The following is a 26,548-nucleotide window of genomic DNA, read 5'->3' on the forward strand; positions in this document are numbered from 1 at the left end:
GCATACGTCATCGACTGACCTTCAAACACCAAAGCCGTACTGTCAGGCGTTCGGACAGCCTGTGCTTCAAACTGTTGATGTACCATCAGTTCGTGTGCAGGTGCACACGCTGTGTTGTTCCACGTATGTAGTTGTTGATGTACAGAGTGATGATCTAAACAATTAAACTCTTGAATTTTCGAGCTTGGGTTTTCAAGAATCTGTATAACTAAATTTTCTATCTGACATATATGTGATTCTATTTGTGAATGACTAAAATATGCATTATCAAAAGTAAATTCAGCAATTACATCATCATCTTTTACAAAGTCTTGAATTGCAATTACAAGAGGCTTTGCTCCAAAGTCGTTATTAAGGGGTCTTCTATGGGTTTTGGTATTTTCAAAGCTATATTCATCTGAATAATCTTCTACCGACAAAGATATATCAAACAAATTGGCTCCTAGATGACTTGTCGACCGCAATAGACGCATAAGTTCAGAAACAGGAAAACGTTGATGTTTATACAAACTTCTCATTTGAGAAGTAATTGCCAGCATTGTCTCGACAAACGAACTTGATGGAGCAACAGGAACTACAACAGGCAAAATGGAAGAAAACATACCTAATGATTTTTTCTGACTTGCAGATGTTCGATTGTGAACAGGCATTCCAATTGCAAGTTCTTCCCTGCCATCTGTCAGTTTAGAAAAATAAATTGCCATAACCGCGAGGAAAAAATGTGTGTTAGAACCACCAACCTCCGCTGATAGCTTTGTCACAGCAGAGAATATACTACGCTTTATTGGCCAATAGGCCTTAGAGAAAGAGCTACTATTGGAATTCAGCGACTTAGTGTTAAACAAAGGCTCAGGCAGTTTATTAAAACTTTCTAACCAAAAAGCTTTATCTTTTTGAAAACGCTTCGAAGATTTATATGCTGCGTCTGATTCAATAAAATCAATATAAGAAGATGTATAGTCACTTAGCTTTTCAGGGGAATTTAGATCATGGTATATATCAATGAGGCGGGTTGAAAATAAGTAACTTGAGAATCCATCAGCCATTAGATGATGAAAGTACGCAACAACTATTCCCTCATCTTCCGCGACTTTGATCCAATCGACTTTCCAAAGTGGATGGTTATATAAAGAAAAAGGTTCATTTAGTCGTTGCCGCATATGCTCTTGTGCACGTTGCTGCGGATCATCATAAGACGAAAAGTCTACTCGCTCGAATTGCACGTCAATGTCATTCTCAACTCTTTGAGTGACACCATATTCAGTTTTACTGAATACCAAACGAAATGCATCATTGTTATCGATAAGAATTGAAAGGGCGGTACACAAACGTCCAAAATCAACCTTCCCTTTGATATGCATTGAACCACCAATATTATGACAAGGCAGTTCAGATTTTAGTTCTTGGTCTATCCATATTAATTCTTGAGGGGAAGTAAGTGGGTATTGTAATTTATCGCTCATGACAATTTATTAACCTATTTTTATATACACTCTTATTAACTTATAAATTTAAAAAGTTAATTCAGAACCATCCTTGAAGTTATATTTCTTTAAAATTCAAATTAAAAACGTATAGAAATTAAATTATATTTACAACAGGATTTAAATTTTCACCTATATCACAGGGGAAACGACACTTTATTTTGGAAGCTAAACCATAGTAGCTGATTCTTTTTCTTTTGATTCGATGCCAACTAGTTCCCCTCCATCCATAAAGATTAGCCTATCGGCACATTTGAAATAACGATCATCGTGAGAAACAACAATGACTAACTTATTATCTTTTTTCATGGTGGGTAAAATTTGATGATAAAAAACTTTTTTGAATTCAGGATCCTGATCAGCGGCCCACTCATCAAAAATATAAATATCCTTATCTTCAATCAAAGAAACTAAAAGTGCTAACCTACGACGCTGTCCGTCAGATAGTTTGGTGGTAGTAAAATAGCCATTAACAAAATCAGTTTTTCCTGCCAAGCCTAAGCTTTCCAAATAAAAATTGACTTTCTCAACATCTGACAAACTTTGCTTTTTATACAGCTTGCTAAACAAGTAATAGTCTGAATATATAACTGAGATCCGCTCTCTAGCTAAAGCAATATTACTTTCATTAATAACCGTATTATCAAACAAAACCTCACCCTCATCACATTGATAATGAAGTGAAATTAACTTGCTTAATGTAGACTTACCAGAGCCGTTACCGCCCACAATGAAATTTATTTGACTTCGACTAAATGAGAGACTGACGGGCTTTAAAGAGAATGAGTTATCAGATTGTTTACTAGCGTACTTATAGCTTACACCTTTGACATTGTATGTATTCCATTCCGGCAACGGTAAAGAATCGTTACGGTATACTTCACCGTCGTAACGCTCTAATGCATGTATACGTTTCAATGCAACATTCCCTATTTCAAGCTCTCTCAACATCCCTAAGATTGTTGCAAGTGGGCCAGCTATATAGAGTAGGGCCATTATAATTCCTGCACTTTCTTCTTTGGGAAAAGGAATATAGCTGGGCAAAACAAAAACAAGGAAGCCAATAATAAAAAAAGACAAAAGATCACTTGCTGTAGCAGATAAATGAAGAATTCCATCAGCAATTTTTTCTAATTTTGTAGACTTTAAAAGTGGATTTTCTATTTCTTCTTTTATGTAATTTTTCGATTTATTTCTATCTAGTTTAAGCTCAAACGCTCCAAATATTAAACCCCTTAAGCCCTCTTGAATAACATCGCTAAACTCTCGCGATTTAGCGTACGAACCTCTAACAAGCCTGACTGGCGTTTGATAAAGAATAAGGCCAAATATGACGGAAACTATAACAATTGCAAAAACAACAGAGTTCAATATAAACAAGTAACTAAACATACCAATTATTGTTACTATTGAAACGACAATAACGGGAATACCTACAGCAGCATTAGCCACACTTAGTACATCCTCAGTCAGTACATTTAACAATCGAGAAAAACCTACCTTTTCCATATCATCAAGTTTCATACTGTTAACTCTCTTAACAATATTTATTTTTAATTCTGCAGTAGCTGATTTTGCGATATTATTAACAAGAATAACTGAAGCGGCTTTAGTGAAAAGTATTATGATAACGGTTAAGAAGAATACCCACCCCTCATTACCATCTATAAAATTATATGCTTGAAAATAACCATCATTAACTCCAACTTCATCGCTGTCTTTACCTTGAATACTATTAACAATAATTGGAATTATCAGACTATAAAAGAAACCTGATAAAGCACCAATAGTAACTGCTAAAACCAATAGCTTTGGTGAATATGAGAACAACAAGGAAGTTATAGAAACCTTTTTATTGTTTGAATCACTACTACTCATCCATGTTCCTTAAAAATAAAATTTAAAACCACAAACACTGAAAATCATATTACCTATTGAAAACCTCTAAACTAGAATTAAATGAACTTTCACCATACCAACACCATAAAAAAGTAGAAAATATAGTAAAAGCAATCTTCATAAAGACAGTAATGATAATAATAAGCAATTTAAATTATAAACTAGAGGTAAAATTTCACTCTGTATAGTTCTGTTCACTAGCCTTTACTTAAAAAATTTAAATCAAACACCTCTGTCTAGTTTTATTTAAATTTTTATAGAGATAAAGATAAGAGCTTATTATTCAAATGACATTCTTATACAGAACAAAATTGAAAGATAAGCTTTTCTATTTATAAATATCTAAGGTAAGATTTAGCCAATTAGCTTAGCTTGTTCTTTTTGAAATGAATCATACTTATAAAAGTTCTTCTTGGCATTTTGAATAAAATCAGATTGACTGAAAATATTAAGAACAAGCCACTTATTAAGTATATCCATAGGGAAAGGTAATGGTCTAAGAAAGTCAACAAATAGAACAGTTCTAGTCTTATCTGATTCGTTCCAAGCTGAATGCTCAAAACTATCATCAAAAACTAAACTTTTGCCATTTTCCCAACCTTGCACTTCGTCTTCAATTTGAATTGCACATTTTTCGGGAACACTGATCCCCAAGTGATAACGCAACAATCCATTGTAAACGCCGGTATGAGGAGGGATCTTTTTACCAGGCTTTAGAATTGAATACATAGCAGACACCCAGCCAGGTATGTTATTTAGCAATTTCATCGTGGATGGAAACAAAGCTATGTTATCTTCTATAGACTCTCCATATCCTTTAAGCACGATCACTTTCCACTTATCATCTGATGTCAGATAAGTTTGCTCGTTCTGAATTTCTTGGAAAGCAGGAATATTTTCTTCCTGAGATAAAGCTAATAATACTTCATTCAAAACTTCTGAATACAAGGCTTCAGCTTCTTTAATCCAGGAAAAGTCCTCATTATTAAAAAACTTAACATTCCCATCTTCTGTTTGACGAATGATTTCAGTAGCCACAGGGTGTAGTATGTGTCCCCACTCATGCATGTTATCTAAAGTCAGTAAGTCAAATTGCCCCAACAAATATTCTGCTTTAGATTTATCATGTTCGAATAATTTGTCCAGCAACGGTGATAGACTATTAACCAACGAACTAAAGTCACCCCTATTGAGATCCATTTCTATTTTTTGTGTACTTTCCTGCATTACATTCACTCCTTAAAATAAAGCCCAAACACTGTATTAGAATACGATTACGACACAGATATAAATAGTTGCCCTTCAGTACTATCATCAAAGCAAATCTATACCTGTCCTGTATGATGACAGCAAACTAAGCAGGTTATGGGGAATATAAAAACGCTAATGTCATCGCTCTTAGTCATTTCAAAATTTGCGCGTGTTTACTCAAAAGCCCGTTTTCACATACCCAAAGTAAGCTTTCAAAGTCTATCAAGCTAAACGCTCAATCCAATTTCATCATCTTTATAAAGTCGACCATAAATAGCTTCTGAATTTGGGTTTACATCTGGCAATTTTTTTATGATCAATTCGCCCAAGTTGGCTTCAGTAGTAAGTGGGCCGCCGCTTTCAAATTTTTCAAGATCATCTTCAATAAGTATATCTTTTACTTCTGAAGCCAAACCTGCATAGTGAATAATATAACTATCGACTCTTTCAGATGGATCAACATTAAGAAACAGCATGTGATTAAACTGAATAGGTAAATGGAACACTTCACAACCAAGTTTATTGACATTGTAATTTAGGAGTGTTTGCTCTGGGTACTTGAGTCCCCCTTGCGAGTCCTCAGTAAATTCGAAAATAGATTTGTGGCATTTCGAGAGGACCATCACACCCACATTGAAATAGTCCTTGTCCCACTTAATTGGGGGCATCTTTTCAAGCATATCATTGATTTCCAGTGTCTGATCAATGCCAAAATCAGTTTCATATAGCACTGCAAATTGCTCTTCAGGTACGATATCAAATAGATTTGGACAACTTTCTCGAACCACGGTATCAAGATCTAAAAAAATAATTCTTTCGTACGATTTTAAAAGCTCAAATAATTTAAATTTAGCCCAGTATGCAGAATATTCTGATTCTATTAAAGGAAGCTCAAACTCTTTTATTTCGACGAAATCAGCTCCTATCTTATTTGCATAAGCTTTATGGGTAGGGAGAGTTAGGCTCGCCATTTTGCTATAACGCGTACCAATATTAATAGTGACAACAGCATGCTTCTTCATTCAGAGTTATTTCCCTTTATTTTTGAAATGAAAAATAAATTAAAATTTGAATTAATTTATTAATTAATAAAACATATGTCCTTAGCAAAAACTATTAAACTGAATAGTTAAATCAGATTAGTTGTAACAAAGCATTTATAAAACTTTTCAGCTAACGAGTTACGCAAACACGTTTACGCATTCTAACCTAGAAAAATTGACGCATTAATTACAATAAAAAGCAAACCAAAAGCGAATAAATTGGCCACAAAATAACAAAAACAATGATGTTGGTCAATCTATAATATACGTTACTGCTTAAAGGATTTTTCCTTCTATCTCATATGGATAGAAAACTTAACATAGAAAGTTTTCAATTTTTTTTCAAACATAATTTATTGCATACGTATTCATAGCATACATTTTATTTACAAATCACTAGGTGAAAGTTTCAATAACCACACGTATTAAAAAGGGTAAAAAACTACACAATATTTATTAGATAAAAAATATAGTTAAGCCTATAAACATCTACCTTCCCCACAAAAAATGGCTTTTTCAAGCTTTTTAATTGCAAATTGAACAACATAATTATTTCACGAAATATCAGGGGAAATTTATAGATTAAAAAGCTAATTAATTAGGAAAATGCAAAAATAAAAAGGGTAATTAGAGACGTCTAAATTTTTATAATTAGGTGTTACATAGTAAGAGAGCATGGCTCTTTGATAGTATTATCTTAAAAATAGGAATGGACAGACTCAATAATAATAGTAGAAGTAATGCAATATTAATAAATGCATAACTTCTACAAACCTTTAACTGTCTATTATTCAATCATTCCCTATGAAGATCTGAGGCAGATATGTACAAACTTGCACCACATAGCCTCCAATTAAAGTGAGGCTAAGTGGCACAACGGATCACATAAGCCAATGCAATCACCAATTAATACGAATAGAGTTTTTATGCCTAAAAAAGTGCTGATAGCGATACCCATAACAGATAGAGATGAGCCACTTATCGCCGAATGTTTCAATGCGTTGAAAAATGCTATTGAATACGTAGAAAGTAACGAGGTTAATCCAATAGAATTTAATATTTTAATTATGCCTAGAACGACTGATCTTGCAGCTATTGATAATTGGTCTAGATTAAAGAACACATCAGCATACCCTATAAAGATTGAATGTGTTGATCCCTATGAAATTAGTTCACGTCATAACCTCGCAGCCATAGCCATGAAACGGAATTTAGCGCTAAAAAAAGCATTGGTAAATAACGACGATTATGTGCTTTTTGTTGACTCAGATATTTTGGTGAATCCAAACACAATCTTCGATTTACTTAGCGCGGCTTATCTAGGGCATGATATTACAATATCAGCCTACGAAGTTGTTTGGTTAGGGTACCCTGCTATATGCACTATTCAAGACGGCAAAATAGGCATATTGGATCTATCAAACAAAAATGAAAACATTGCACAACCAGTTCAAATTGTAGGCATGGGCTGTAGCCTGATTAGCAAAACATGTTTCAATATTCCTTTCTCAGACCAATTCACTGATCCGACTCATGAGGCACTATTAAAAAACGCTTTAAGAGAAGATAACGGGGCAGATTCCATTATTTTTGGTGAAGACGTCATATTTTCACTAAGTTGCCTAACACAAGGAAAATCAATGTATTTCACAGGAGACGTAGTGGAACACAAATACAAACGACAGTAATGGCCTGAGGCGAGCTAATAGTCGTCATTAGATCGCCAACACCTCAGATAACACTATGCTATGCAATTCAACCACACTGATCATCGCCCACATCATAAACTACAGATCAAACTTTAAGTGCGCATCAGCTTATTTTTAAGCAAGGTTCAAGCAAGTACTATCTCAATCATAAATACTTACTCCTTGAAAAAATTGTATATATATTAGAGATAAGCAAATTTAGTATCGGACATTATGATTTGATTCATGTATCACCTACGCAACAAAGTGATATTGAAAATCAGTGGATCCCACATGGATTGATAACTGAGGGCGATAATCTTGACTATAAAAAATGGACAATTAAGTTTTTTTTAGAATATTTACTTATATATACCTTATTTTATAGATCCAAAAAAACATCTTGATAACCTTCAGATCGATCAAACTCAGAATAAAACTATCCACATGACTATTTTTTGGTGTCAGCAAGAGCAAGAGATTGTGATCATCACGCTCGATGACTGCACCTTATCTTAAGCTTACTACCTGTTTATCCACAGTAAACAATTAAAAACCAAGCTCGGAATAATTTATTTACCCGTTATAAAACAACAAGATATGAAGAAGCACTCACAATATATCAATTATTCACCAATTAATTTTATCCCTGTGAAAAACTATCTCTTTACTTCTGCCCATGGCGCATTATTATGAGCGGCATAAATAGTGCCTTTTCGAGATAAAATGAGTAACTTAGAGATCATAATTGGCAGTCAAATGGGATCAGCAGAATACGTTGCAGAGCAACTAGCTGAGGATCTTGAAACAAGATCCGTCACATGCAATCTGCATGAGCAGCCTGATCTGTCGGAGTGTAAGGGTGATACTTGGTTAATAATTACATCGACTTATGGCGCCGGTGATTACCCAGAAAACTTATTGCCCTTTATCTCTCAGCTCCAAGAGCAGGAAGATATGAGCCATATAAAGTTTGCTGTAGTCGGTATAGGTGACTCAAGTTACGATACATATAACCATGCAGCAATCAATGGCACGAAACTGCTGACAGACAAAGGTGCAAAGCCTTTACTACCCACCCTTACAATAGATGTATTAGATGAAGCGTTACCAGAAGACACGGCATTAGCATGGCTACCAACGCTAAGTGAGATCTTAATAGCAAGTTGAGAAAGATCTGTTTCACATAAGTTATCCACAATATTTCTTAAATTTAATGAGTAGTGTGGATAACCTTTGATCTAACTGCTGATCTATACTTACTTATCCATTGGATAACTTTAAGGGCATAACTGGCTGTGTATAAATAGCCGATTTGATCAAAGCTTATACGCCATAAGATCCGATCTAATTCACACCATTTGATCTGACTTAAGTCTTTGGATCAATATAGGAATATCACGTTATGCACAGATCTTACTGCCTATAAATATAAGATCAATAAAGATCTTTAAAAAGATCCTTATATATATTTAGTGATCCATTTTATCTATGGGTTAAAATTTAATCGTTTCACTTCTGCGTTTTTCTAGGTAGAATACGCACCCTTTCGAAATTTGCTGGTTGTATTTAAGTAGGATCCCGTAAATGATTTATCATGAACATTTTGACGTAATCGTGGTTGGTGGCGGTCATGCTGGTACTGAAGCTGCACTTGCAGCTGCACGTATGGGTATGAATACCTTATTGTTAACTCACAATATGGACACATTGGGGCAAATGTCTTGTAACCCAGCGATCGGCGGGATCGGTAAAGGTCATCTGGTCAAAGAGATCGATGCACTGGGTGGTGCGATGGCACAGGCGATTGATAAAGGTGGGATCCAATTTAGAACACTGAATTCATCAAAAGGTCCTGCTGTACGAGCAACCAGAGCACAAGCAGATCGTGTTTTGTATAAAGCAGCGATCCAAGACACTTTACAAAACCAAGAAAACTTAAAGATTTTCCAACAAAGTTGTGATGATCTTATTGTTGAGCAAGATCAAGTGAAAGGCGTCGTTACCCAAATGGGGTTGCGTTTTAGCGCAGAAACGGTGGTATTGACGGTGGGGACTTTCCTTGGTGGTCAAATCCACATTGGTTTAGAGAACTTCAAAGGCGGTCGAGCAGGGGATCCTCCCTCTATTGCTTTAGCGCATCGCTTACGAGAACTCCCATTTCGTGTTGATAGACTAAAAACGGGTACTCCTCCACGCATTGATGCAAGAACGGTGGATTTCTCCGTTATGCAAGCGCAACCGGGGGACACGCCTACACCTGTATTTTCTTTTATGGGCAAACAGTCCGATCACCCGCAGCAAATTCCTTGTTATATAACGTATACCAATGAAAAAACCCATGATGTAATACGCGCAAATTTGCATCGTTCACCAATGTATGCAGGTGTGATCGAAGGGATCGGGCCAAGATATTGTCCATCAATCGAAGATAAGATCGTCCGTTTTGCTGATAAAGAAAAACATCAGATCTTTGTTGAGCCTGAAGGGCTAACGTCTTATGAATTATACCCTAATGGCATTTCCACCAGCTTACCATTCGATATACAACTTGACATCGTGCGTTCCATCAAAGGTTTTGAAAACGCGCATATTTGTCGTCCTGGTTATGCGATTGAGTACGATTTCTTCGATCCGAGAGACTTAAAGCAGTCACTGGAAACCAAATTTATTAATGGTTTATTTTTTGCTGGCCAAATCAATGGTACTACGGGCTATGAAGAAGCCGGTGCACAAGGTCTTATCGCGGGTATGAACGCGGCACTACAAGTCAAAGGTGAAGCGCCATGGACACCGCGAAGAGATGAAGCTTACACAGGAGTACTCATTGATGATCTTGCGACATTGGGCACAAAAGAACCTTATCGTATGTTCACAAGCCGTGCGGAATACAGATTATTATTGCGCGAAGACAACGCCGATCTACGATTGACAGAAAAAGGCCGCGAGCTTGGGTTAGTAAATGACAAACGCTGGGCTGCATTCAATGACAAACTTGAAGTCATGGAGCAGGAGTCTCAGCGCATTCGTTCAACTTGGATCCACAAGGATCATCCTGCTCGCGATCAAGTGAATGCTCTATTGAAGTCCCCTTTGACGCGTGAAGCCAGTTTAGAAGATTTGATCCGTCGCCCAGAAGTCAGTTACAAAGATCTGATGGCAATTGAAGGGTTGGCCAGTGAGCAAGACAATTGGCAGGCACTTGAGCAAGTAGAAATACAAACCAAGTACGCAGGCTACATTGCAAGGCAACAGGATGAAATCAATAAGCAGTTACGCCATGAAGAAACATTACTGCCTAGCGAGTTTGATTATAGTCAGGTAAGTGGTCTATCCAATGAGGTGGTTGCAAAGCTCACTGACGTGCGTCCGCAAACGATCGGACAAGCATCGCGTATTTCTGGTATCACCCCAGCGGCGATTTCGCTATTATTAGTGTATCTGAAAAAGCAAGGGCTGTTGCGCAAGTCGGCGTAACAGCGATGGAAAACTGTGTTATTAGAACAACTGAATGCGCTGTTATCTAAAACAGACATTACGCTGACCGAAAATCAAAAACAGCAACTTGTCGATTACGTCGGGTTGCTCGACAAATGGAACAAAGCTTACAACCTCACTTCTGTGCGAGATCCAAAAGAGATGATGGTGAAACACATTTTGGATTCCTTGGTTGTTGCGCCACATTTAAAAGGCAAACATTACATCGATGTCGGTACTGGACCTGGTTTACCAGGCATTGTATTGGCAATTGCACTCCCTGACACTGAATTTGTCCTACTGGATAGCCTTGGAAAAAGAGTACGATTTTTAACCCAAGTAAAACATGCGCTTGGACTAAAAAACGTCACGCCTGTGCAGTCTCGTGTTGAAGAATATCAGCCAAGTGTTAAATTAGACGGTGTGTTAAGTCGTGCGTTTGCGTCTTTGCAAGACATGGTGCAATGGTGTACACATTTAATTGATACATCAGGACGATTTTTAGCACTCAAGGGAATGTATCCGCAAGATGAGCTAAATAGTCTGCCTGATGGCATTTCTTTAGAACAGAATATCACCTTGCAAGTTCCTAATCTGGAAGGTGAACGCCATTTAATTATTCTTACAAAAGATTAAGAGTCGAGGACACTGTGGCTAGAGTCATTGCAATTGCAAACCAAAAAGGTGGCGTTGGTAAAACGACCACTGCGGTTAACCTTGCTGCCTCGATGGCAGCAACCAAAAGAAAAGTATTGCTGATCGATCTCGATCCGCAAGGCAATGCCACCATGGGCAGTGGTGTTGACAAATATTCTGATGTTGCAACGATTTACGATTTGCTGATTGAAGAGACGCCGATCAAAGACGTTATTTGTACTGAAACTTCAGGTGAATATCACTTAATTGCCGCAAATGGTGATGTGACAGCCGCTGAAGTCAAGCTGATGGAGCTGTTTGCGCGTGAAGTGCGTTTGCGCAACGCGATTGAGGCCGTTCAAGACGACTACGAGTTCATTTTTATTGATTGCCCTCCTTCGCTCAATATGTTGACGGTCAATGCCATGGCCGCTGCTGATTCGGTGATGGTGCCAATGCAATGTGAATATTATGCATTAGAAGGCTTAACGGCACTGATGGACACAATTACCCAACTGTCGAAGTTGGTGAATCCATCTCTGCAAATCGAAGGTATTCTTCGCACAATGTATGATCCGCGTAATCGACTGGCCAATGATGTATCTGAGCAATTAAAGCAGCACTTTGGCGAGAAAGTATACCGCACTGTGATCCCGAGAAATGTCCGTTTAGCTGAAGCCCCAAGTTTTGGTGCGCCTGCAATGTACTATGATCGAGCTTCAAGTGGGGCAAAGGCGTATCTTGCGCTTGCAGGAGAAATGTTGCGTCGCCAAGAAAAACAAGCCGCTGCAGTAGCGTAAGAGGATAATAAAAACATGTCGGTGAAAAAAAGAGGACTGGGCCGAGGGTTGGATGCATTACTCAGCTCTGCGAAGCCACCCGCTGCGGCATCAAAGGAAACTTTAGAAGCACAACCGAGCGAATCCGTGCCCGCTGAACCTGTAACTGAGCCAGTTACAATCTCAGAAAATGAATTACAGCGAATTCCTATCGAGTTTTTACAACGTGGTAAATACCAGCCGCGTAAAGATATGTCTGAGCAAGCATTGGAAGAACTTGCTAACTCAATCAGAGCACAAGGGGTGTTACAACCAATCGTTGTGCGCAAGATGGCTCTGAATCAATATGAAATCATTGCGGGTGAGCGTCGCTGGCGAGCATCTCAATTGGCAGGCCTTGATGTCGTACCCTGCATCCTCAAAGAAGTTGAAGACGATGCCGCCGTTGCGATTGCTCTCATTGAAAACATTCAGCGTGAAGATTTAAACGCCATGGAAGAAGCGGTAGCATTAGATAGGCTCCTCAATGAATTTGAGCTGACCCATCAACAAGTGGCTGATGCTGTCGGCAAATCGCGTACAACCGTTACTAACTTGTTACGTTTAATCAATCTCAATGATGATGTAAAAATCTTGTTAGAACATGGTGATATCGAAATGGGCCATGCACGTTGTCTATTATCACTGCAAGGGGAAGCACAATCAGAAGCCGCGCGCACTGCGGTCGCGAAGGGCCTTACGGTGCGTGAAACCGAGAAACTTGTTCGTACAATGCAAGAACCTGCGGTTAAAAAAGAAGCAAAAGAAAAGGACCCAGATGTCAAACTGTTAGAACAACAGCTAGCAGAAAACTTGGGTGCCAAAGTAGAGATCAACTACAATCAAAAAGGCAAAGGAAAGCTGGTTATTTCTTATGCTGATCTTGATGAATTAGACGGCATTCTTGGGCGGATCCATCCAGATTTACAACAACCCTCCTAAAGGTCAAATTTGCGACGAATTGTGTGCCTATTTTATGCGTCAATTCGTCGCGTCAAGTTGCAAATTGAGCAGAAATCAGTATAATTTCGCCAGTTTTTATACCCTGATAAATTTTAGCGTCATTAAGGTTAATATAAAGTGACTCATTCGTTAGCTGGCCCGTACAGACGTGCCGCATTAAAAGGTGTCTTGCTTCAGGGTATCGTAGCACTGTTTGCTGCAGTAATAGTTTTAGTAGTTTGGGGAGCACAAGCCGGTCTGTCAGCTTTGATGGGCGGTATTGCAATTGTGCTGCCAAACTTCGTATTTGCTTTGTATGCCTTCAGATATGTTGGTGCAAGTAAAGCAGAGCAAGTATATGACTCGTTAAAACGAGGCAAAGGATTAAAATTTTTGCTAACCATTTGCATATTTGCACTGGTATTTAAACATTTAAGTGTCATGGCGTTGCCATTTTTCTGCTGTTACATACTCGTGATGTTTTCGCAGTGGCTAGCACCGATTTTTTTTAATCATTAACTTTTGGGATAAAACATGGCTGCAGAAGAAGTTACTCTATCAAGCCATATTCAGCACCACTTGACCAATGCCAAGATGTGTTCGACCGATGCCGGTCTTGCCTTCAATAAAGCATGTGCGGATAGTGGATTCTGGACATGGCACGTAGATACCCTCGCATGGTCAATCGGTTTAGGTCTTGTATTTTTATGGATCTTCCGTAGCGCCGCTAAAAAATCCACTACAGGTGTTCCTGGTAAATTCCAGTGCTTCATCGAGATGATCGTTGAGTTCGTTGGCGACAACGTACGCGATACTTATCACGGTAAAAGCGCTTTAATCGCACCATTAGCCCTCACAATTTTTGTTTGGGTGTTCTTAATGAACTTAATGGACTTAATTCCGGTTGATTTCCTACCTGCATTCGCTGGTTTCGTTGGTGAAACCGCATTTGGTATGGACTCTCATGATGTTTACATGAAGATTGTACCGACAACAGATATCAATATGACTGCTGCACTAGCACTAGGCGTATTCTTCTTGATGATCGGTTATTCAATTAAAATGAAAGGCATCGGCGGTTTTATTGCTGAGCTAACGCTTCACCCGTTCAGCACTAAGAACAAAATCGGCATGATTTTCTTAATCCCTTGTAACTTGTTACTAGAGACAATCGCATTAGTCGCTAAGCCTTTCTCGCTTGCACTACGTTTGTTCGGTAACCTTTACGCGGGTGAGCTGATCTTCATCTTGATCGGCGCAGTTGGTTTGATGCAGTTACCTCTGCACTTCATTTGGGCTGCTTTCCACATCTTAGTTATCGTTCTTCAAGCATTTGTATTCATGATGCTGACGATCGTATACCTAAGCATGGCTAGCTCAGATAACCACTAAGAATATAATTTTTAAAAAGATTTTTTAACTTTAACTTTAATTTACAAATGAAACTTTGGAGAAAAAAATGGAACTAGTATTAGGTCTTAAGTACATCGCTGTTGCTCTACTTATCGGTTTCGGTGCTATCGGTACTGCTATCGGCTTCGGTAACATGGGTGGTAAATTCCTAGAAGCGTGTGCTCGTCAGCCTGAACTTGCACCTTCACTACAAGTTAAAATGTTCATCCTAGCTGGTCTAATCGATGCGGTAGCAATGATCGGTGTAGGTATCGCGATGGTATTGTTGTTCGTACTTTAATAGCCTTATTTTTTGAACAGCTTACTATTTTAAGGAGGAGCGGTTGTGAACTTAAACGCCACTCTACTAGGTGAATTAATCGCATTTGTGGTATTCGTATTATTCTGTATGAAGTACGTATGGCCACCACTAAATGGTGCGATTGAAGCTCGCCAGAAAAAAATTGAAGATGGTTTAGCTGCCTCTGATGAAGCTGAAAAAGAGCTTGAGCGCGTTCGTAAAGAAGCCGCGGTAGAGCTAAATGAAGCGAAATCTCAAGCTGCTGAAATCATTGAGCAAGCTAAAAAGCGTGCTGCGCTTATCGTTGACGAAGAGACAACTCGTGGTCAACAAGAGCGTGAGAAGATTATTGCTCAAGGACACTCTGAAATTGACTCAGAGCGTAACCGTGTTAAAGAAGAACTACGTTCTCAAGTAGCTACTTTAGCAGTGGTTGGCGCTGAAAAGATTTTAGAGCGTGAAATTAATCAAGACGCACACAGCGATATCGTTGATAAGCTAGTTGCTGAGCTTTAATTAGGAGGGTATGAGCATGTCTGAATTGACTACTATCGCTCGCCCATACGCTAAAGCGGCTTTTGAACTTGCCGTTGAGAAAGGTGCTGTTGAAGCTTGGAATGAAATGCTGTTCTTCGCTGGTCAAGTGACTAGCGATGAGCAGGTTCAGACGCTACTGGGTAGCATTGCTACTCAGGCAGAGCAGTCTGAAGTCATCATCAAGCTATGTGCTGAACAACTCAACGAACAAGGTCAAAATCTTATCAAGCTGATGGCCGAAAATGAGCGTTTATCTGCAGTCCCTGCAGTTGCTGAACAATTTGCTGAATTAAAAGCGGATTATGATAAAGAAATCGACGTTGACGTGGTTTCTGCAACTGAACTTGCGCAAGAGCAGCAAGATAAATTGGGCGCTGCGTTAGAAAAACGTTTCGCACGCAAAGTTAAGCTGAATTGTAGCATTGACGAAACCGTAGTAAGTGGTTTGGTTATCAAAGCTGGCGATACCGTAATTGACGGTAGCGTACGCGGTAAATTAGACCGCCTAGCAGTGTCGCTACAATCGTAATTGGGAAAAAGAGCATGCAACTTAATTCCACAGAAATTTCTGCACTGATCAAGCAGCGTATTGAGCAGTTTGAAGTTGTAAGTGAAGCACGTAACGAAGGTACTATCGTATCTGTTACTGACGGTATCATCCGCATCCACGGTCTAGCTGACTGTATGCAAGGTGAGATGATCGAGCTTCCTGGCAACCGTTATGCTATTGCATTGAACCTTGAGCGTGACTCAGTAGGTGCAGTAGTTATGGGTCCTTACGCAGACCTTAAAGAAGGCGTAAAAGTACAATCTACAGGTCGTATCCTTGAAGTGCCAGTAGGCCGTGGTCTACTAGGTCGTGTTGTAAACACACTAGGTGCACCAATCGATGGTAAAGGTGCACTAGACAACGATGGTTTCGAACCAGTTGAAAAAATTGCACCAGGTGTAATCGAGCGTCAATCAGTAGATGAGCCAGTGCAAACTGGTTATAAGTCTATCGATGCGATGATCCCAGTTGGTCGTGGTCAGCGTGAGCTAGTTATCGGTGACCGTCAGACTGGTAAAACTGCACTTGCAATCGATGCAATCATCAACCAAAAAGACACAGGCGTTAAGTGTGTGTACGTAGCGGTTGGTCAAAAAGCATCTACTATCGCAAACGTAGTACGTAAATTAGAAGAGCATGGTGCACTTGAAAACACAATCGTTGTTGTTGCATCTGCTTCTGAATCAGCAGCGCTTCAATATCTAGCGCCATTTGCTGGTTGTACTATGGGTGAATACTTCCGTGACCGCGGTGAAGACGCGCTTATCGTATATGATGATCTATCTAAGCAAGCAGTTGCTTACCGTCAGATCTCACTACTACTTAAGCGTCCACCAGGTCGTGAAGCATACCCAGGTGACGTATTCTACCTTCACTCACGTCTTCTAGAGCGTGCATCACGTGTTAACGCTGATTACGTTGAGAAGTTCACAAACGGTGAAGTGAAAGGTAAAACAGGTTCATTGACGGCATTGCCAATCATTGAAACTCAAGGTGGTGACGTTTCTGCATTCGTACCTACTAACGTTATCTCAATCACCGATGGTCAGATCTTCCTAGAAACTGACTTATTCAACGCAGGTATCCGTCCAGCTGTTAACGCTGGTATCTCGGTATCTCGTGTAGGTGGTGCAGCGCAAACTAAAATCGTTAAGAAACTAGGTGGTGGTATCCGTCTAGCGCTAGCTCAGTACCGTGAACTAGCGGCGTTCTCACAGTTCGCTTCTGACCTTGACGATGCAACGCGTGCACAACTTGAGCACGGTGAGCGTGTAACAGAGCTAATGAAGCAGAAGCAATACGCACCTATGTCTGTTGCTGAAATGTCTCTGTCTCTATTTGCTGCTGAGAAAGGCTTCCTACAAGACATCGAAATCAACAAAATTGGTGATTTCGAAGAAGGCCTAATCGGTTTCGCAAACAGCACTTACGCAGAGCTGATGACTCAAATCAACGAAACGGGTAACTACAACGCTGAGATTGAAGCGCAACTTAAAGAACTTCTAGAGAAGTTCAAGTCGACGCAAACTTGGTAATTTAGTTATTCATGGTGACTTCGGTCACCACTGATTCGGAGAGAGAGTCATGGCCAGCGGAAAAGAGATAAAAAGCAAGATCGGGAGTATTAAGAATACTCAGAAGATCACCAGCGCGATGGAGATGGTTGCCGCTTCAAAAATGAAGAAGGCGCAAGACCGCGTGGCATCAAGCCGTCCATACGCTGAGAACTTACGCAAAGTGATCGGTCGTGTTGCTCAAGCAAATCTTGACTTCCATCACCCGTTCTTAGAAGAACGCGATGTGAAGCGAGTTGGTTATATTGTTATCTCAACTGACCGTGGTCTGTGTGGTGGCTTAAACTCAAATGAGTTTAAGAAAATCACACAAGACGTTAAGGCGTGGAAAGAAAAAGGCGTTGATGCTGAGTATGCTACTTTAGGTAGCAAGGCGGCCGGTTTCTTCCATCGTTTTGGCGGTGAATTACTCGCTAAAAAAGCGGGTCTTGGAGATGCACCTTCAATTCAGGACGTTATTGGTCCTGTAAAAGTAATGCTAGATGCATTTGCTGAAGGCAAAATTGACCGCTTGTTCGTTGTGTACAACAAATTCGTGAACACAATGAAGCAAGAGCCAACGATCGAACAGTTATTACCTTTGCCAAAAGCTGAAGAAGAAGTATCAGCCCACGCTTGGGACTACTTATATGAGCCAAACCCAGAAGCGATCTTAGAGACGCTATTGGTTCGTTTCATTGAGTCACAGGTGTACCAGGGTGTAGTAGAAAATGCTGCATCTGAACAGGCTGCCCGTATGGTTGCGATGAAAGCTGCAACCGATAACGCAGGCGACCTAATGGATGAGCTGCAACTTGTTTACAACAAAGCACGTCAGGCTGCAATCACACAAGAAATCAGTGAGATTGTTGGCGGTTCGGCTGCTGTTTAACGCTTCGGCAAAGTTTAACGAGAGGAATAGACATGAGTTTAGGTAAGGTCGTCCAAATTATCGGCGCCGTTGTGGACATCGAGTTTCCACAAGACAACGTGCCAGCCGTATATGACGCACTAAAAGTTACAGAAGGCGACCTAGCTGGTTTGACACTAGAAGTGCAACAGCAGTTAGGTGGCGGTGTGGTACGTGGTATCGCACTTGGTACTACAGACGGTCTACGTCGTGGTATCTCAGTAGAAGGCACAGGTGAGCCAATCAAGGTTCCAGTTGGTACTAAGACCCTAGGTCGTATCATGGACGTACTTGGTCAGCCTATCGATGAAGCAGGTCCAATTGGTGAAGAAGAGCGTATGTCTATTCACCGTGCTGCGCCTTCATACGAAGATCAATCAAGTTCAGTTGAGCTACTAGAAACGGGTATCAAGGTAATCGACCTTGTATGTCCATTCGCGAAAGGTGGTAAAGTTGGTCTATTCGGTGGTGCCGGTGTAGGTAAAACCGTAAACATGATGGAACTTATCCGTAACATCGCAATCGAGCACAGCGGTTACTCAGTATTCGCAGGTGTTGGTGAGCGTACACGTGAGGGTAATGACTTCTACCATGAAATGAACGACTCTAACGTACTAGACAAAGTATCTCTAGTATACGGTCAGATGAACGAGCCACCGGGTAACCGTCTTCGTGTTGCACTGACTGGTCTTACAATGGCTGAGAAGTTCCGTGACGAAGGTCGTGACGTACTATTCTTCGTAGATAACATCTACCGTTATACACTAGCAGGTACTGAGGTATCAGCACTACTAGGTCGTATGCCTTCAGCGGTAGGTTACCAGCCAACGCTTGCAGAAGAGATGGGTGTTCTACAGGAGCGTATCGCGTCAACTAAGACGGGTTCAATCACTTCAATCCAAGCGGTATACGTACCTGCGGATGACTTGACTGACCCATCACCGGCGACAACGTTCGCGCACTTAGATGCAACAGTTGTACTTTCACGTGACATCGCGTCTCTAGGTATCTACCCAGCGGTAGACCCTCTAGATTCAACTTCACGTCAGCTAGACCCTCAAGTAATCGGTAACGAGCACTATGAGACTGCACGTGGCGTTCAGACTGTACTTCAGCGTTATAAAGAGCTGAAAGACATCATCGCGATCCTAGGTATGGACGAGCTGTCTGACGAAGATAAGCAAGTTGTATCTCGTGCACGTAAGATCCAGCGTTTCCTATCTCAGCCGTTCTTCGTTGCTGAGGTATTTACAGGTGCACCTGGTAAATACGTATCTCTTAAAGACACCATCTCTGGCTTTAAGGGCATCCTAAACGGTGATTACGATGACATGCCTGAGCAGGCATTCTACATGGTTGGCTCAATCGACGAAGCAGTTGATAAAGCTAAAAACATGTAATTAGGAGGTTGTTATGGCAATGACAGTACAACTTGACGTAGTAAGCGCAGAGCAGAGTGTATTCTCTGGTGCTGTTGCCACTATTCAAGTAACAGGTAGTGAAGGTGAACTAGGTATTCACCCTGGCCACGCGCCACTCCTGACTGGCCTAAAACCTGGTATGGTACGTTTGGTTAAAGAAGATGGTACAGAAGAGATCATCTATGTCGCAGGCGGTACGCTTGAAGTTCAACCTAAGTCAGTAACTGTCCTTGCGGACGTTGCTATCCGTGGTGAAGAGCTTGATGAGCAGGCTGCTGAAGAGGCCAGACGTGAAGCTCAAGCGCAAATCTCTTCAGGCTCTGCCGCTGACCTTGATTACGATCGAGCAGCTGTACAGTTAGAAGAAGCGCTTGCACAGCTACGCGTTATTCGCCAGTTGCGCAAATAACCAACCACCTATTTGGTTTAAAGCCCACGCTAGCAATATCTAGCGTGGGCTTTTTATTTTATCTTTTCCGCATTTTCTGCACTTATCAATGTGAACGACCATGGTGCTTTTAGCTGCATCAGCCACAATGTGCACGCGCTAAATTTAATGCTTCGTCCTTAGTTATTAGTCTTTTTAATTATGTTAAGTAAAAAGTAATATTTATTAGAAAGCAGCGTGTCGCTGGTTTTTATTCTATTGATAACTATTCATCGATTATAAGTGAAGAATTGTTCACATTGAGGGATATTTAAAATAGTATAGCTATTGGTCGTATAGTCGGTCGTTAGCTGTGACGTACTTAACTTGAGTGCATTGTATTAATTCGTCAGCTCTTTTTAATGTGGAGAACCATAGAAGAGCTTTGCATATTTACTCTGCTTTTATTCCTATATCCTCAAAAAAGAATATGAATATTGTTGCGTTTTGTAAAAATATAGAAAAAATAAAACTGGAATCTTGGACGATATATCCAGATAAACAATTACTAACAGACAACGATAAAATAGAAAGGGAACTGGAGCCACTACTATTTAGGATGCTGTTGTATTTTATTGATAACAGTCATCGTATTGTCACGCGTCAGGAGTTATCCGATGAAGTGTGGCAACAGCCTTATGTTGATGATAATGCAATAAATCGTGCGATATCCGAATTGAGAAAAGCGCTGAAATCGGACAAACAACGTGGGCAAACATTAAAAACGCATTACCGCACAGGCTATAGCTTTGTGCTGGATGTTGAAATCATTTATAAAGGCGCACACGCCAAATCAAATCACACTGAGTCTGCCGCAAATCCACAACAAACGGTTGAAAATGCGGCTTTAAGTAGCTCGCCCTCTTTGCCTCCAATGTCTAACGCAAAGTATATTTGGGGCGTACTTGGTGTTATCGCATGCGTTACAGTCGGCGTGATGCTGAAAGATCAATTACCTGCACCAGTTGAAGAGGCTACGTCAGTAGCACAGAGTCATGGCTACAATGATTATATTACCCTGCTGGACAAAGAGATATTGACCTGGAGCAAAGGATCGGTAGCGTTTCAGGACATGTCGTCAGATAGCGCGTTGTTGGCTTATTCATTTCTTGCTGAGGGTAAACGAACGTCTGCTTTGTATGTAAAGGATATGAAGTCTCTGCAGAACAGTAAGCTAGTCGAGGTCGCTGGTGCCAATGTCATGCCGACTGGGTGGGCAGCAGACGGCGCGCGTTTATACTATCAGATCAGCAGTATTGGCGAAAACAAAGTATGCGAATTGTGGCTGGCAACATTCTCACCAGGTACTACCGATGCGGAACATACAAAAGTTTGGGATTGTAATGCTGAGCGCAGAATGAGTGTCACCAGTGTAGACAGTACGTTGCTATACACAAAATATGATTATCGTGACCGACCTTATATTTCGGCGATTTTCAGTAAAGACTTATCCAGTGGTACCGAGTTTCAAGTCACCTCTCCAAATATTCGTTTCAGCGGAGACTTTTATGTCAAGCTCTCCCATAGCAAGCGTGAGATTTTGTTTTTACGTTCAATTAAAAACGGCACGGCCATTTTTAAAGCAAATGCCGATGGCAGCGAACAAGAACTGTTAGTGCGATTGAACTACAGATTGCGCTCAGTTGAATGGTCAAGCGATGATTCAAAAGTGATGTGGTTTGACGACAATGAAAATAAGCTGATGACTTATGAGTTGGCCAGTAAAATTGTTTCAAGCATGTATTTTCCTCTCGAAAAAGAAATGCATGGTTCTATGGTGGTGTCACCTGAACAGTTGATATTCTCGACTAAATTGTTGGATGGTAATATTTATCAAATTGATGAAAGTACCTCTGAGGCATTACTCATTCCATTTTCTGAATCTGATGCGACAGAATCTTTAGTCGCGCCTTTCAACCATGCGAAGGGTGGCATCTATTTAGCAAGAGGCGCAAGAAATCAGTCGTTGTGGAAGATCATTGATGGGGTTCGTACTAAGTTCTTGGAACTGCCAACCACCGAGATTGTCGATATCGTGCTTTCGTCAGACGACAGTCAACTACTGGTTGCTTATCAAAATCGGCTCGAAATCATTGCAATGAATGATCTGAGTGTGGTCAAGAGTATTGCAGTAAGCGATACCATTGCGGATGCGAGCTGGGGCTTGAACGACAATATTGTGATGACCTTGGTGAAAGATACCAGTGACGCATGGAGCTACAGCTTAACAGAGCAAAAGTTTGTGCGGCTCACCAAAAAAGGTATTCACTCTGCACGCATGATCGATGACTCCTATTTGTACTATTTTGATAAAAACTACAAACTCTTTAAGCGTGAATTGGAAACGGGTAATGAACAAGAATTGTTAGATTTATCTGACACCACGCATTTGAGCTGGTCGATGACCAATGATTTTGTTTACTTTAGCTCGGGCAACAGCGTGAGTAAAATGGATCTGAGTAGTTTAACTGTGACACGGTTATTAACCGTTGAGCGTAAAACGGATTCTTTTTTTGGTATATTTACCGGTGCTCAAAAAGGGCAAGTTTATGTCTATGCTAAGCGGCTTCAGAATAACCACCTGTTGAATGTGTCTGTGGCCAAGTAGTGCGTAAATGACGAGCTCTACTGAGGTAGTGCTCGTTGAGTCAATCATACTACGGTCAGTGCCACTGCGTCCTATGGCCTAGCGCCTGTGCAATCAGAGAGAAACTGACGCCAATTCTCCAATCTTTTATACAGCTGCAAAAAACGATAGCTGTCTCGCCGGCGTATTAATCATTGAGCTACGGAGGTGTTTGAGCACGCCCGCGATTAAAAAATGTCACCGAGATAATCTGATACTCCGCTCAACGCGCTTTACTGTGGCCGTTATTTGTGGACTGTCGCCATGAAGGTCATAGGGTCAATTGTTTGCATGCGGTTTCTCAATGCACTCTCCATGTATTCACTGTCATGTCACTTTTGTAATCTTACTCATCGCTTTTCAAGATGCTAAATCATCCTTGTTCTGTCAAAAATGACAGTTACTCAATTTTTGAGGTTTTATTAATATGCATGTGCTCGCTGATCAATGGCAGCTGAGAAGAAGGGGGGCATGTGAAAAATGAAAAACATGTCACTTCTTACAGTTTTATAAAAACCAGAGTTTGCCATTATGGCTAGGCACAAAACGAAAACTGAATTAGAGCATGAGTATGAACAATATTTTGAGGTTACAGCAATTACCACAACGACATAACACAGAAGAGGGCGTTTGGAATTTTCACAGCGTAGTGAGAAGTACCTAGCACTCGCCTCTAGCATCAGGAAGTATGATTCAACCCCAACCATAGAGAGTCAATACCCCTGAGAGTCTGCGACGTGCCGGATGATTGGTCGCGTCGTCCTGACAACTTTTCTAAAACAAATTGAACAATGAGAACGAAAATATGTTGGATAATTTATACACCTTTGCCGATAAGCATTTTTTCTCGCGACCATCAGAGTTAAGTGCTGATAAGGAATACAGTGAAGTTATAACCAGTTTGCTTTCGAAAGATTGGACAGTAAAAAGACACAATATTTGGTTGACGGCCACGCCAAAAAATATAGATATGCCGCTACAAGGATTTAAAATTCATGTCTCGGCAATTGAAGACGAAGCCATTGAAGTAATACATAAAGCGGTACAAGTGTGTCTAGATCACAAAGCGGCTTTCAAAGTCATTTGCCGCAAAGATATTGCAAACCAATTGGCCTCAAAATCTACCGGTCGCAGTGGTTCAGGTAAATTAGTTACGATTTATCCGGTCAATATTGAGGCTTTTAAGGTCATAATCCACGCATTGTACATGGCCACCAAAGACAATAGCGGTCCATATATCCTATCCGATAAGCGTTATAAAGACAGTAAAGTGGTTCACTATCGCTATGGTGGTTACAAATTGATCCCTAAGCAGAAACCCGACGGCACGACAGATACATGCTTAATTCAGCCTGACGGTACTTTGGTCAAAGATGAGCGGGCAGCATTTTATTCGTTGCCTAGTTGGGTTGATGAGCCATTTAAAGAGGAAGAGAGCACTGACAGCGCGTCGGAGATCACGCCTTTGGCTGGTCGGTATCAAGTACTGGAAGCCCTTTCTTTTTCTAACAGTGGGGGGGTCTATAAAGCGCTAGATTTACACACTGAAAAAATGGTTGTGGTCAAAGAGGCACGTCCATATGTACAGTTTTCTTCACTCAATACGAAGTCAATTTATGCCGATACGGTTTTGAAGAACGAGCACAAAATCCTTGAGGCCTTGCAAGGCAGTGAATACTTCCCAAAACCCGTCGATTGTTTTTCAGAATGGGAGCATTCATTCTTAGTGGCGGAGTTTGTGCAAGGGGAAGCAATTCGCTCACTCAGCGCCAAAGAGGCAGTCACCTTAATGCCATTTACAGGGAACTTGGCAACGGCGGAAAAGTTTAAGCAACAGTTTACTTGGATCTCTCAATCTTGTATCGAAGCGATTACCTACGCTCACAGTCAGGAAATCGTTTTAGCTGATATTTCACCGAATAATATCATGGTTGATATCACCAATAAACGTATTAAATTTATCGACTTAGAAGGGGCGTTTCGAGTTGATATTGCGCATGAGCATCGAGACAGCATCCCTATTCTGGCAACGCCTGGGTTTACTGAGCAGGCTACTCTGGCCAAAGAGGGAGCAACATACAAAGGTGACTGGTATGGATTATCAATGGTGTTATACAGCATGCTATTGCCGATACAGCAAGCCTTTGACATGAATGCTGAGTTCAAATGGACTTTGCTAGAGAAAATGGTTAAAGACAGCGGCTTACCAGCGCAAGTGACGGATGTTATCGACTCGCTCTCGAAAGGGTTAGTTGCGGATGCCAAAGTACTTTTAAATGAGCTCGATAATATCTCCTTGTCGAAAGAGGTGGCAGGCAAGATAGAAAGATTAGATGCATTCCCAGCAGTGCCATCTAACTTTTATGAAGTCGAACATACACTTCAGCGTTCGTTAAGCAACATTACTCAATTACTGCGTACGGGCATTGAGCGTCAAGGTCATGACTTTTATTTACCTGTGGATTTCCAAGCATTCGATACACATATGGGATCACTTGCCTTTGGTTACTCTGGACCTGCTTTGTTGCTTGCTCGCGCATGTAAAGATATACCACAGGGCCTCGCTTCAGAGTTGGATAAGAGCTTTGCTGAAAAAGAGGCATCTCCTGGCATACTGGTTGGCTACGCAGGTATGGCACTGAGTCAAATTGAGCTGGGCAATTATGATGTTGCACGTGAATTATTGATGAAATCAATGCTTGTTCCATATGAGCAGCAAGCGAGTAATTTTGCCTATGGCTTAGCTGGTATTGGCCATGGCTTTGTAAAATTGTATCAGCACACACAAAGGTCAAGCGATTTACAGCAAGCGATTGAAGCGGCTTGGTTGCTAAGAAACCGCAGAACCTTTGAACACGGTGGCTACAAATATGGGTCAAGCGTAGAAGGCAATGAGGGCGTTGGGTTTATGTATGGCAGTGCCGGTATAGCCCTCTTTTTAACCCAACTCTTTACTGTAACCAATAAAGAAAACTACCTTGAAGAGGCGAGGTTAGCACTGCAATTTGACTTACATGCGGGACTCAATTCTGATGGCCACTATCAATGGGGGGATTCGCAAAACAGTGCTTTAGTACTGCCCTATATTGAAAATGGGTCTGCGGGTATTGGCTCGGTGGTTTTGCGCCTGTATCAAGCAACGAAGGACGAATATTATTTGGATATTGCCCGTAAACTTGCCTTGAGCTCATACTCGCTTTATACCGCTCAGCAAGGCCTTTTCTCAGGTTCTGTAGGCATTGCAGACTTCTTGTTTGACATGTATCAGGTAACACAAGAGCAGCAATATAAAGAGAGTGCACTCAGTATATTAGAGCGCTCGGTGCTCTTCTCTGTATCGCGAGATGAAGGCGAATTGTTCCCCGGCCGCACCTTGATTCGGCTGTCCACCGACTTAGCAATGGGCTCCTCGGGTATCGGTATCGTTTTTGACCGCGTGTTGAATAACAAATCACGTCCGTTTTTTGATATCTAACCGAGTTGGCTGTTTGACGACGGCGTTCAATAGTAAAAGGAAAATTGGCAGGAAACTAAAGCTCGCTTACAAACAATAAAAATAAATAATAACAACAAAATAATAAAAAAGAGCGGGT

General features: G+C 40.8%; 21 protein-coding genes. 17 read left to right on the top strand and 4 right to left on the bottom strand.

All coding sequences use genetic code 11. The features are described from left to right. The 4 genes from L1286_RS13165 to L1286_RS13180 form a co-directional block, all read right to left on the bottom strand. Positions 1-1,463, bottom strand: a 1,463-nt coding sequence (locus L1286_RS13165; protein WP_235407519.1) for a condensation domain-containing protein, incomplete at its 3' end; no start/stop codon positions are given. Positions 1,464-1,652: 189 nt separating this feature from the next. Beyond that, on the bottom strand, positions 1,653-3,362 hold the full coding sequence (locus tag L1286_RS13170; protein ID WP_235407520.1) for a cyclic peptide export ABC transporter: 1,710 nt from the start codon (positions 3,360-3,362) through the stop codon (positions 1,653-1,655). A 375-nt stretch (positions 3,363-3,737) separates the two neighbouring features. Beyond that, entirely contained in the window at positions 3,738-4,610 is an 873-nt protein-coding gene (locus tag L1286_RS13175) for an aspartyl/asparaginyl beta-hydroxylase domain-containing protein (RefSeq protein ID WP_235407521.1), read from the bottom strand. A 251-nt stretch (positions 4,611-4,861) separates the two neighbouring features. Further along, a complete protein-coding gene (locus L1286_RS13180; RefSeq protein WP_235407522.1) occupies positions 4,862-5,656 on the bottom strand; it encodes a glycosyltransferase in 795 nt (264 codons plus the stop codon). A gap of 947 nt (positions 5,657-6,603) precedes the next feature. Here L1286_RS13180 and L1286_RS13185 point away from each other — a divergent pair. The 17 genes from L1286_RS13185 (at position 6,604) to lanKC (ending at position 26,430) form a co-directional block, all read left to right on the top strand. Next, on the top strand, positions 6,604-7,365 hold the full coding sequence (locus L1286_RS13185) for a glycosyltransferase family 2 protein (protein WP_235407523.1): 762 nt from the start codon (positions 6,604-6,606) through the stop codon (positions 7,363-7,365). A gap of 726 nt (positions 7,366-8,091) precedes the next feature. Then, positions 8,092-8,535, top strand: a complete 444-nt coding sequence (locus L1286_RS13190) for a flavodoxin domain-containing protein (RefSeq protein ID WP_235407524.1) — start codon at positions 8,092-8,094, stop codon at positions 8,533-8,535. Positions 8,536-8,952: 417 nt separating this feature from the next. Then, a complete protein-coding gene (mnmG, locus tag L1286_RS13195; protein WP_235407525.1) occupies positions 8,953-10,842 on the top strand; it encodes a tRNA uridine-5-carboxymethylaminomethyl(34) synthesis enzyme MnmG in 1,890 nt (629 codons plus the stop codon). Positions 10,843-10,857: 15 nt separating this feature from the next. Next, positions 10,858-11,478, top strand: a complete 621-nt coding sequence (gene rsmG, locus L1286_RS13200; protein WP_235407526.1) for a 16S rRNA (guanine(527)-N(7))-methyltransferase RsmG — start codon at positions 10,858-10,860, stop codon at positions 11,476-11,478. Positions 11,479-11,492: 14 nt separating this feature from the next. Beyond that, positions 11,493-12,278: a ParA family protein gene (locus L1286_RS13205; protein WP_235407527.1), complete on the top strand. Its 786-nt coding sequence runs from the start codon at positions 11,493-11,495 to the stop codon at positions 12,276-12,278. Between the two features lie 15 nt (positions 12,279-12,293). Continuing rightward, complete coding sequence (locus L1286_RS13210; protein ID WP_235407528.1) at positions 12,294-13,238, top strand: ParB/RepB/Spo0J family partition protein; 945 nt, start codon at positions 12,294-12,296, stop codon at positions 13,236-13,238. Positions 13,239-13,376: 138 nt separating this feature from the next. Beyond that, the gene (locus tag L1286_RS13215) at positions 13,377-13,757 is read left to right on the top strand and encodes an ATP synthase subunit I (RefSeq protein WP_235407529.1); all 381 of its coding nucleotides are present in this window, start codon (positions 13,377-13,379) and stop codon (positions 13,755-13,757) included. Positions 13,758-13,772: 15 nt separating this feature from the next. Further along, positions 13,773-14,630, top strand: a complete 858-nt coding sequence (gene atpB / locus L1286_RS13220) for a F0F1 ATP synthase subunit A (RefSeq protein WP_063356018.1) — start codon at positions 13,773-13,775, stop codon at positions 14,628-14,630. A 67-nt stretch (positions 14,631-14,697) separates the two neighbouring features. Further along, on the top strand, positions 14,698-14,931 hold the full coding sequence (gene atpE, locus L1286_RS13225; protein ID WP_004335261.1) for a F0F1 ATP synthase subunit C: 234 nt from the start codon (positions 14,698-14,700) through the stop codon (positions 14,929-14,931). Positions 14,932-14,976: 45 nt separating this feature from the next. Then, the gene (gene atpF, locus L1286_RS13230) at positions 14,977-15,447 is read left to right on the top strand and encodes a F0F1 ATP synthase subunit B (RefSeq protein ID WP_063356017.1); all 471 of its coding nucleotides are present in this window, start codon (positions 14,977-14,979) and stop codon (positions 15,445-15,447) included. A gap of 16 nt (positions 15,448-15,463) precedes the next feature. After that, the gene (gene atpH / locus L1286_RS13235; RefSeq protein ID WP_235407530.1) at positions 15,464-15,997 is read left to right on the top strand and encodes a F0F1 ATP synthase subunit delta; all 534 of its coding nucleotides are present in this window, start codon (positions 15,464-15,466) and stop codon (positions 15,995-15,997) included. A gap of 14 nt (positions 15,998-16,011) precedes the next feature. After that, positions 16,012-17,553 carry a F0F1 ATP synthase subunit alpha gene (atpA, locus tag L1286_RS13240; RefSeq protein ID WP_063369164.1) on the top strand — a complete coding sequence of 514 codons (1,542 nt, stop codon included), beginning with the start codon at positions 16,012-16,014 and terminating at the stop codon, positions 17,551-17,553. A gap of 49 nt (positions 17,554-17,602) precedes the next feature. Next, complete coding sequence (gene atpG, locus L1286_RS13245; RefSeq protein WP_063356014.1) at positions 17,603-18,463, top strand: F0F1 ATP synthase subunit gamma; 861 nt, start codon at positions 17,603-17,605, stop codon at positions 18,461-18,463. A gap of 32 nt (positions 18,464-18,495) precedes the next feature. After that, positions 18,496-19,881, top strand: a complete 1,386-nt coding sequence (gene atpD / locus L1286_RS13250; RefSeq protein ID WP_023400934.1) for a F0F1 ATP synthase subunit beta — start codon at positions 18,496-18,498, stop codon at positions 19,879-19,881. Positions 19,882-19,894: 13 nt separating this feature from the next. Continuing rightward, the gene (locus L1286_RS13255) at positions 19,895-20,311 is read left to right on the top strand and encodes a F0F1 ATP synthase subunit epsilon (protein ID WP_235407531.1); all 417 of its coding nucleotides are present in this window, start codon (positions 19,895-19,897) and stop codon (positions 20,309-20,311) included. Between the two features lie 448 nt (positions 20,312-20,759). Continuing rightward, entirely contained in the window at positions 20,760-22,937 is a 2,178-nt protein-coding gene (locus L1286_RS13260; protein WP_235407532.1) for a winged helix-turn-helix domain-containing protein, read from the top strand. 823 nt (positions 22,938-23,760) lie between these two features. Beyond that, on the top strand, positions 23,761-26,430 hold the full coding sequence (lanKC, locus tag L1286_RS13265; RefSeq protein WP_235407533.1) for a class III lanthionine synthetase LanKC: 2,670 nt from the start codon (positions 23,761-23,763) through the stop codon (positions 26,428-26,430). The last annotated feature ends 118 nt before the right edge of the window (positions 26,431-26,548 follow it).

It is taken from the genome of Pseudoalteromonas sp. SMS1, from assembly GCF_021530565.1.
GTDB lineage: Bacteria > Pseudomonadota > Gammaproteobacteria > Enterobacterales > Alteromonadaceae > Pseudoalteromonas.

Coding starts and splice junctions, on each gene's coding strand:
- L1286_RS13175 (WP_235407521.1), bottom strand. CDS start 4,610: ATGCAGGAAAGTACACAAAAAATAGAAATGGATCTCAATAGGGGTGAC.
- L1286_RS13260 (WP_235407532.1), top strand. CDS start 20,760: ATGAATATTGTTGCGTTTTGTAAAAATATAGAAAAAATAAAACTGGAA.
- atpH (WP_235407530.1), top strand. CDS start 15,464: ATGTCTGAATTGACTACTATCGCTCGCCCATACGCTAAAGCGGCTTTT.
- lanKC (WP_235407533.1), top strand. CDS start 23,761: ATGTTGGATAATTTATACACCTTTGCCGATAAGCATTTTTTCTCGCGA.
- L1286_RS13190 (WP_235407524.1), top strand. CDS start 8,092: ATGAGTAACTTAGAGATCATAATTGGCAGTCAAATGGGATCAGCAGAA.
- atpB (WP_063356018.1), top strand. CDS start 13,773: ATGGCTGCAGAAGAAGTTACTCTATCAAGCCATATTCAGCACCACTTG.
- atpA (WP_063369164.1), top strand. CDS start 16,012: ATGCAACTTAATTCCACAGAAATTTCTGCACTGATCAAGCAGCGTATT.
- L1286_RS13185 (WP_235407523.1), top strand. CDS start 6,604: ATGCCTAAAAAAGTGCTGATAGCGATACCCATAACAGATAGAGATGAG.
- mnmG (WP_235407525.1), top strand. CDS start 8,953: ATGATTTATCATGAACATTTTGACGTAATCGTGGTTGGTGGCGGTCAT.
- L1286_RS13210 (WP_235407528.1), top strand. CDS start 12,294: ATGTCGGTGAAAAAAAGAGGACTGGGCCGAGGGTTGGATGCATTACTC.
- atpD (WP_023400934.1), top strand. CDS start 18,496: ATGAGTTTAGGTAAGGTCGTCCAAATTATCGGCGCCGTTGTGGACATC.
- L1286_RS13255 (WP_235407531.1), top strand. CDS start 19,895: ATGGCAATGACAGTACAACTTGACGTAGTAAGCGCAGAGCAGAGTGTA.
- L1286_RS13170 (WP_235407520.1), bottom strand. CDS start 3,362: ATGAGTAGTAGTGATTCAAACAATAAAAAGGTTTCTATAACTTCCTTG.
- L1286_RS13180 (WP_235407522.1), bottom strand. CDS start 5,656: ATGAAGAAGCATGCTGTTGTCACTATTAATATTGGTACGCGTTATAGC.
- atpG (WP_063356014.1), top strand. CDS start 17,603: ATGGCCAGCGGAAAAGAGATAAAAAGCAAGATCGGGAGTATTAAGAAT.
- atpE (WP_004335261.1), top strand. CDS start 14,698: ATGGAACTAGTATTAGGTCTTAAGTACATCGCTGTTGCTCTACTTATC.